Annotated in this window: 6 protein-coding genes and 1 pseudogene; 2 read left to right on the forward strand and 5 right to left on the reverse strand. The window is 69.3% G+C overall.

The window, feature by feature from the left end; genetic code table 11:
* Positions 1 to 446: ethanolamine ammonia-lyase light chain EutC (locus WA944_RS25595; RefSeq protein WP_526647465.1), on the forward strand; the 446-nt coding region annotated here is incomplete at its 5' end.
* On the opposite strand, the gene WA944_RS25600 is transcribed toward WA944_RS25595, so the two are convergent.
* The 4 genes from WA944_RS25600 to WA944_RS25615 all read right to left on the reverse strand — a co-directional run bounded on the left by WA944_RS25600 (position 366) and on the right by WA944_RS25615 (position 6,226).
* Positions 366 to 989, reverse strand: a complete 624-nt coding sequence (locus tag WA944_RS25600) for a sensor domain-containing protein (RefSeq protein WP_526647466.1) — start codon at positions 987 to 989, stop codon at positions 366 to 368. The two genes, WA944_RS25595 and WA944_RS25600, sit on opposite strands and share 81 nt — an antisense overlap.
* 32 nt (positions 990 to 1,021) lie before the next feature.
* Positions 1,022 to 3,391 (reverse strand): Tex family protein, encoded by a 2,370-nt coding sequence (locus tag WA944_RS25605; protein WP_526647467.1) that lies wholly within the window; start codon positions 3,389 to 3,391, stop codon positions 1,022 to 1,024.
* 110 nt (positions 3,392 to 3,501) lie between these two features.
* Positions 3,502 to 5,727: a catalase/peroxidase HPI gene (gene katG, locus WA944_RS25610; RefSeq protein ID WP_526611737.1), complete on the reverse strand. Its 2,226-nt coding sequence runs from the start codon at positions 5,725 to 5,727 to the stop codon at positions 3,502 to 3,504.
* Between the two features lie 43 nt (positions 5,728 to 5,770).
* A complete protein-coding gene (locus tag WA944_RS25615) occupies positions 5,771 to 6,226 on the reverse strand; it encodes a Fur family transcriptional regulator (RefSeq protein ID WP_526372677.1) in 456 nt (151 codons plus the stop codon).
* A 119-nt stretch (positions 6,227 to 6,345) separates the two neighbouring features.
* Here WA944_RS25615 and WA944_RS25620 point away from each other — a divergent pair.
* A pseudogene (locus WA944_RS25620) lies at positions 6,346 to 7,085 on the forward strand (SDR family NAD(P)-dependent oxidoreductase).
* Here WA944_RS25620 and WA944_RS25625 read toward each other — a convergent pair.
* Positions 7,039 to 8,343, reverse strand: a complete 1,305-nt coding sequence (locus WA944_RS25625) for an acyltransferase family protein (RefSeq protein WP_526647468.1) — start codon at positions 8,341 to 8,343, stop codon at positions 7,039 to 7,041. The pseudogene WA944_RS25620 and the gene WA944_RS25625 sit on opposite strands and share 47 nt — an antisense overlap.
* Between the last annotated feature and the right edge of the window lie 194 nt (positions 8,344 to 8,537).

The following is an 8,537-nucleotide window of genomic DNA, read 5'->3' on the forward strand; positions in this document are numbered from 1 at the left end:
GGGTCGGACTGCTGGCCGCGCTGGCGGCCGAGTTCGACGGCCGGTACCGGCTGGCGCCGCCGGTGATCGCCACGCAGGCCCGGGTGGCACTGGGCGATCACAACGGTGCCGCGCTGGATGTCGGCACGCTCATCATGATCATCGGGGAACGGCCGGGATTGTCGGTCGCGGACAGTCTGGGCATCTATCTCACCCATCTTCCGCGGCCGGGCCGCACCGATGCCGACCGCAACTGCATCTCCAACATCCACCCGCCCGACGGTCTCGGGTATCAGCGCGCGGCGCGCACCACGGCCGCCCTGGTGACCGGCGCGCGCCGGCTGGGCCGATCCGGCGTCGACCTCAAGGACACCTCCCGCGCGGAACTAGGCGGTGGTGTTGGCCAGCGCGTTGATCCGCTCCAGAGCCTCGACGGCGAGGGCCCCGACGTCGAACCCGCCGGCTGAGCCGCAGGTGGTGATCTCGACCGCCGCATTGTGGGCCGCGACAAAAGTGTTGTCACAGTTCCAGTCGACGGCCCGCAGCGACCAGAGCACGCTGCCTTGCGGGCTGTCGCCCGCGGCGGCGCGCACCTCGAAGACGTACGTGCGCCCCTGCATCGTCGTCACGGTCACCGGTGCGTCACGGCAGGCCTCGACGGTCTGACGCACGTCGTCGAGCGCAGCGGCCGGATCGAAGTCGACACGGAAGACGGCCACCATCTCCTCGACGAACACCGACGCGTCCCCGGTGGTCCAGTGGCCCCCGTCGGTGGCGAGGGGACCCCGCGAGTCGAGAAACGGCGGGTCCACCTCCTGGGCCAGGCCGCCGCATCGTTCGGGTTCGGCGGTGACGAACAGATTGCCGTCCTCGCCCGCGACCTGCGGACTGAGCAGGTCGGAGACCTGCAACTCCGAGATGGGGGCGGCCACCGGGGCCGGCTGGGGCGTCGCATCCTGAACGCTGCGGGTGCAACCGCTGACCGCGACGAGCGCCCCGATCACGGCCATCGCCGTGACCTGTGAGCGCCGCGGCCCCGGGTTCACCGCCCGAAACCCGCATCCCGCAGCGCCTGTGCCATCGAACCCGCGGCAGCACTCGCCGAGCTGCGGTCAGACTTGTTGATGCGCTTCGGTTTTCCCTTCCTGGTGTTGGCACGGGGCGCGGGCTCGGGCCGGGCACCGCCCGCGCCGCGCGACGGTGTGTCGTTCAGCCGCAGCGTCAGCCCGATCCGCTGGCGCGCGACATCGACGTCGAGCACCTTCACCATCACCACCTGACCGGACCGCACCCCCACGTGCGGGTCGGAGACAAAGCGCTCGGCCATCGCCGACACGTGCACCAGACCGTCCTGGTGCACGCCGACGTCCACGAAAGCCCCGAACGCCGCGACGTTGGTGACCACACCCTCCAGCGTCATACCCACCTCGAGGTCGGCGATCTTCTCGACCCCGGCCGCGAACGTCGCCGTCGTGAACGCCGGGCGCGGATCGCGCCCCGGCTTCTCGAGTTCGGCCAGGATGTCGGTGACCGTCGGGATGCCGAAGCGGTCGTCGGCGAACTCGGCCGGCCGCAGTGCGCGTAACGCGCGGGTGTCGCCGATCATCTCGGCCAGGGTGACCCCGGAGCGGTCCAGGATGCGCCGGACCACCGGGTAGGCCTCGGGATGCACACCGGAGGCATCGAGCGGATCGTCCCCGTCCCGGATCCGCAGGAATCCCGCGCACTGCTCGAATGCCTTGGGGCCCAACCGGGGAACCTTCAACACCGCCCTGCGGTCGCGGAACCGGCCGGTCTGGTCCCGGTGGGCGACGATGGCCTCGGCCAGCGACTCGGTGATGCCCGACACCCGGGCCAGCAGCGGCACCGATGCGGTGTTGAGGTCGACACCCACGGCGTTGACCGCATCCTCGACCACCGCTCCGAGGCTGCGGGCCAGGATGCCGGACGTCACGTCGTGCTGGTACTGCCCGACCCCGATCGACTTCGGCTCGATCTTGACCAGTTCGGCCAGCGGATCCTGCAGCCGCCGCGCGATCGACACCGCCCCGCGCAGCGTGACGTCGAGATCGGGCAGTTCGTGGGCCGCGTAGGCCGAGGCCGAGTACACCGACGCTCCGGCCTCGCTGACCATCGCCTTGGCGGGTGCCGTTGCCCCGGAGGCGCGGATCTCGGCGATGAGCTCGTCGGCCAGCGTGTCGGTCTCCCGCGATGCGGTGCCGTTTCCCACCGCGATCAGCTCGACGCCGTGGCGGGTGACCAGCGCGGCGAGCGTCGCCTTCGCCTGCGCCCACTGCTTCTGGGGTGGGTGGGGGTAGATCGCGCAGGTGTCGACCACCTTGCCCGTGCCGTCGACGACGGCGACCTTCACTCCGGTCCGGAAGCCGGGATCCAGGCCCAGCGTGGTGCGGTTGCCCGCCGGGGCGGCGAGCAGCAGGTCCTTGAGGTTCTTGGCGAACACCGCGACGGCGTCCTCCTCGGCGCGCAACCGCAGCCGGACTCGGGCATCCACCGACGCCGAGACCGACAGCCTGGTGCGCCACGCGAACCCGACGGTGTTCGCGAGCCACGGTGTAGCGGCGCCGGGCGACCCCAGATCGACCCCGAGCGCCCTGCCGACCATCGCGAGGTACGCCTCGTCCTCGCCGCCGTCGAGGGTGAGGCTGAGGACCTGCTCCTTCTCCCCACGCAGCACCGCCAGCACCCGGTGGGACGGAATGGTGGCCAGCGGCTCGGCGAAGTCGAAGTAGTCGCGGAACTTCTGCGCCTTCTGGTGCGCAGGACCGGTCTCGGCGGCCTCCGAGGACGGCCGGGTGCGTACCGAGCCGTTCTCCCAGAACCGTTCTCGCAGCGCGCCGACGAGTTCGGCGTCCTCGGCGGCACGCTCGACGATGATGTGCCGCGCACCCTCGAGCGCCGCGGCGGCGTCGGCGACGGTCCCGCCGACGAAGCCGGCGGCCACGTCCTCTGGGACCGAGCTCTGGTCGGCGAGCAGGCGGTCGGCCAGTGGTTCCAGCCCGGCTTCCCTGGCGATCTGGGCCTTGGTGCGGCGCTTGGGCTTGTAGGGCAGGTAGATGTCCTCGACGCGGGCCTTGGTGTCCGCGGCGTACAACGCGGCCTCGAGCGCCTCGGTGAGCTTGCCCTGTTCTCTGATCGAGGCCAACACCGCGGTGCGACGGTCATCGAGCTCGCGCAGGTATCCGAGGCGCTCCTCGAGCGCGCGCAACTGACCGTCGTCCAGGCTGCCCGTCACCTCCTTGCGGTAGCGGGCGATGAACGGGACCGTCGACCCCTCGTCGAGCAGTCGCACCGCCGCATCGACCTGTCGCTCCCCCACCGCCAGTTCCGCAGCCAGGCGGGCCGTCACGGATTTCAGGGTGGGAGCGGACTTCTCGGTGGCACTCGGATTCACGGGCTGGACCCTACCGAAAGGCTGCGACACGTGGGGCACGCGACAGGGCGCCGCCCGCTACCGCACACCGGGCACGGTAGAGGGCGGCTACAGCCGGGGGCTGTTCTGTCTCAACGCAAATCGAAGCGATCGGCGTTCATCACCTTGACCCAGGCCGCCACGAAGTCCGCCACGAACTTGTCCGTGTTGTCGGCCTGCGCGTAGACCTCAGCCATCGCGCGCAGCACCGAGTTGGATCCGAAAACGAGATCGTTGGCGGTGGCCGTCCACCTGGCCTGCCCGGTGGAACGGTCGACACCCTCGAAGACGTTCTCCGTGGCCTTCGACGGCTTCCACTGCGTGCTCATGTCTAGCAGGTTGACGAAGAAGTCGTTGGTCAGGGTGCCCGGCTTGTCGGTGAACGCGCCGTGCTTGGATCCGCCGTGGTTGGCACCCAGCGCACGCAACCCGCCGATGAGCACCGTCAACTCCGGAGCGGTGAGGTCCAGCATGTACGCCTTCTCCACCAGAAGCTGTTCCAGCGGCGCCTTCTCACCCGGCCGGACGAAGTTGCGGAAGCCGTCGGCGCGCGGTTCGAGCACCGCGAACGACTCCGCGTCGGTGCTCTCCTGCGTGGTGTCGGTGCGCCCGGGCGCGAACGGCACCTCGATCTGGTGTCCGGCGTCCTTGGCCGCCTTCTCCACCGCCGCCGATCCGGCCAGCACGATCAGATCGGCCAGCGACACCTTCTTGCCGCCGGCGCTGTTGAAGTCCTGCTGGATCTTCTCCAGGACGGGCAGCACCTTGTCGAGTTCGGACGGCTCGTTGGCCTCCCAGTTGCGCTGCGGCTCCAGACGCAGCCGGGCGCCGTTGGCGCCGCCGCGCTTGTCGGTGCCGCGGAAGCTCGATGCCGCCGCCCATGCCGTCTTGACCAGTTGCGGCACCGACAGGCCGGCCTCGAGCACCTTGGCCTTCAGCGTCGCGATGTCCTGCTCGTCGACGAGTTCATGGTCGACTGCGGGCACCGGGTCTTGCCACAGCTGCGGCTCCGGGATCCACGGTCCGAGGTAGCGGCTGACCGGACCCATGTCGCGGTGCAGCAGCTTGTACCAGGCCTTGGCGAACGCCTCGTTCATCTCCTCGGGGTGGTCGAGCCAGCGTCGGGTGATCTCACCGTAGATGGGATCAACACGCATCGAGACGTCCGTGACGAGCATCGTGGGCTTGCGCGGCGGGCCGCCGAACGGGTCGGGGATGGTGGCCTCGGCGTCCTTGGCCTCGAACTGCCATGCCCCGGCGGGGCTCTTGGTCAGCTCCCACTCGTTGCCGTAGAGGATCTCCAGGTAGCCGTTGCTCCACTGCGTCGGCGTGCCGGTCCAGACGACCTCCAGGCCGCTGGTGACGGTGTCGTTGGCGTTGCCGGTGCCGAACGGACACTTCCAGCCCAGACCCTGCTCCTCGAGGGGAGCGCCCTCGGGCTCCGGGCCGACGTTGACGTCCGCGGCGCCGTGGGTCTTGCCGAGGGTGTGGCCGCCGACGATCAGCGCGGCGGTCTCCTCATCGTTCATCGCCATCCGCCCGAACGTCTCGCGGATGTCGTGGGCGGCGGCCAGCGGATCCGGTTTGCCCTCGGGGCCTTCCGGGTTGACGTAGATCAGGCCCATGGTGGTCGCGCCGAAGGGTTCGGCGAGTTTCCGCTCGCCGCTGTAGCGCTTGTCGGTGCCCAGCCAGGTGTCCTCCTGGCCCCACAGGATCTCCTCGGGCTCCCAGATGTCCTCACGGCCGAACGCGAAGCCGAAGGTCTTGAAGCCCGCGGACTCCAGCGCGGCGTTTCCGGCGTAGGCGATCAGGTCGGCCCAGGAGATCTTGTTGCCGTACTTCTGCTTGATCGGCCACAGCAGCCGGCGGGCCTTGTCCAGGTTCGCGTTGTCCGGCCAGCTGTTGAGCGGGGCGAACCGCTGGCTTCCCTGGCCGGCGCCACCGCGACCGTCGAAGATCCGGTAGGTGCCCGCGGCGTGCCAGCTCATCCGGATGAACAGGCCGGCGTAGCTGCCGTAGTCGGCGGGCCACCAGTCCTGCGACTCGGTCATCAACGCGACCATGTCGGACTTGAACGCCTCGACGTCGAGCTTCTTGAACTCCTCGGCGTAGTCGAAGTCCTCGCCGAGCGGGTTGCTCTTGACCGACTGACGGTGCAGCACCGACACATCGACCTGTTCCGGCCACCAGTCCTGATTTCGCAACGGGGCGTGGGACTTCGGGGTCGGCGAATCGATCGCCGGGTTCTCGCTCTCGCTGTTGCTGTCGGTCCCGCTGTCGGGGTGCGGGGGGCGGCTGTCGGACGTATCGGAGGACACTATGTTTCCCTTCATTTCCAATTCAGTGGTGATGGGGCTGTGATCACGGGTGTGATCGGGATACATGTGAGGGCGAGCAGTCGGCGCAGAGCCCCCAGTAGATGACCTCGGCTTCGTCGACGTCGAAGCCTTCCAGCAGACCGAGGTCGTCAGACGGCGTCAGGCAGGGCGCCTCGCCGACCGCGCAGTCGACGTCGGCGATGAGTCCGCATGATCTGCAGACGATGTGGTGGTGGTTGTCACCCACCCGGGATTCATAACGGGCCAGAGATCCAGCGGGCTGGATCCGGCGCACCAGACCCGCGGCGGTCAGGGCGTTCAGCACGTCGTACACGGCTTGCCGCGAGATGTCCGGAACTTGTTCGCGTGCAGCATCGATGATGACCTCGGTGTCTGCGTGCGGGTGCCGCTCCACCGCGTGCATCACCGCCATCCGGGGGCGGGTGACGCGCAGTGCAGCCGACTTCAGTGCGTCTACATAGTCGGGATGCTCGGACATCGCCCTCAATTTTGGCGGGTCTTCTGGACAGGATCAAGTATTCCGGCGGAAAAAGTTCCGTGTCATCCAGAACACAAAATACGGATTTGGGCCGGCGCCGGTCCGGGTATGGCGAGTGCATGACACACACAAAGCTGGCACTCATCACCGGGGCATCGAGCGGTATCGGGTTCGAGCTCGCCCGCCAATTCGCAAGCAACGGCTACGACTTCTGTCCGAGTTCGGAGTGGCGGTGCAACCGGTCCAGGTGGACCTGCGAAGCGCAGAGGGTGTGGAGCACCTGTTCGGGAGCACCGTCGACGGCGGACGGGAGTTGTCCGCCGCCGCGCTCAACGCCGGGCTGGGACGGGGCGACATGTTCCTGAAGAGCGAACTCGAAGACGACCTGAGCATCGTCGATCTCAACGTGCGGTCGACCGTGCATCTGGCCAAGCTGGTGCTGCGGGACATGGCTAACCGGGGCGAGGGCAAGGTGCTGCTCACCTCGTCGGTGGCGTCGATGATGCCCGGTTCCTATCAGACGGTGTACAACGCGTCGAAGTCCTTCGTCCAGTCCTTCGCCAAGGCGCTGCAGGACGAACTGCGGGACACCTCCATCACCGTGACGGCGTTGTTGCCGGGTCCCACGGACACGAACTTCTTCGCCCGCGCCAAGATGCTCGACACCCCGGTCGGCAACATGCCCAAGGATGATCCTGCCGAGGTGGCCGAGCAGGGATTCGAGGCGCTGATGCGGGGAGACCGCCAAGTCGTCGCCGCGTCCATCCCCTCCAAGGTCATGGGCACCGTCGCCCGCGTGCTGCCGGATCCGATCAAGGCTGCCGGGAGCCGACTGACCTCGGTGCCCTCCGGTCGCTGACCGTGCCGGCGGCGCCGGCGCAGAACCGGGCACCGGCCACGGCGGCGACGAAGCAGCCCAGAGCCGTCCACCCCGACGCCCCGCTCAGGCCGAACTTCGCCATCATCACCAGCGCGACACCGGCGGCGCAGATCAGCGCGCCGGCGGCGGTGGCGCGGGCGCCGGTGGCCGCGGCCGGGGTGTCCCACCACGGCAGGCGGCGGTGCTCCAGCGGCGCGAGCAGCTGGAACAGCACGCCCATCACCACCGCGAACACCAGGGCCCGCAGCCCGAGCAGGCTCCAGAAGTCCGGGGCCTGCACGTCATAGGCGTCCAGCCCGACGGCGTGCAGGCCGAAGGCGGCGATCGCAATGGCGGGGATGTGCCACAGGTACAGCGTCATGGCTCCGCCATTGCCGACCGCGACGAACCGCCACACCCGCGGCCGCTCGGCCCACCGCTGCAGCACGCCCGCCATCAGGACGAACGCGAACGACATCCAGGTGCAGTGCAGTGCGAGCAGCAGCGTGGGCGGCGCGGTGTTGGAGATCCGTTCCGCCCCGGTGACCACCAGCGAGACCTCGTAGGTCCCGGCTGCGGCGAGCGCCACCTGTGCCGCGAACGCCGAGACCGCGACCGCGACCGCCGCCCGGGCAGTGATCAGCCGGCGCGCATACGCGACCCCGACCAGCACCGGGATCAGCCAGACGATGACGAAGTTCGTGATCCCGGCCTGCGGCGCGTCGACAGCGAACCGAAGCCGGTCCGTCATCGCCGCCGCGACGAGAAGGACCACAAGCACGATCGCGACGGAGCCTCCGGTGCGCAGTCGCGTCAGTACCGGGACGAAGGCCAGCGCGACGAGGTACACGCCGAGGAACCACAGCAGCGCCACACTCTCCCGGCCGAGAGCTCGCGCGGAGTCGACGCCCAGCGTGACCCGCACGACGAGCAGGCCCACCGACCATGCCGCCAGATACCAGAACAGCGGGCGGCACAGCCGTTGCGCACGGGTGAACAGCCAGGTGCCCCACGGCGTCCCGGCGTGGTAGCCGTAGGCTCCGGCGGCGCCACCGGCCAGGAAGAACAACGGCATCACCTGGACGATCCAGGTGACCGGGGCGACCGCGGGGACCTCGCCGATCAGGTTGCCGATCCGGACCCCGCTGCTGTCGATGGTGGCCAGCAGCAGCGCGCAGTGCCCGAACATCACGACCAGCAACGCGGCGAGCCTGGCGACGTCGACGGCGCGGTCACGCCTGGGTGGGTTCAGTGCCATGCGGCCAGCATGCCTGGCTGCGCGGCGCGGCGGATGAGTAGAACTACCGGATTCGGCGAGGATGCCCCACAGATCAGGGCAGTGCGCCGAAGAGGGTTGACAGCACCGGCGGCAGCGGCGGCGGCGGTGCCAGGTTGTTGACCGGCTTGGGCGCCGCCGGGGCAGGCCGGGGCGCTAGCGGCGCGGGTTGCGCC

It is taken from the genome of Mycobacterium sp. (genome assembly GCF_049683355.1).
Lineage (GTDB): Bacteria > Actinomycetota > Actinomycetes > Mycobacteriales > Mycobacteriaceae > Mycobacterium.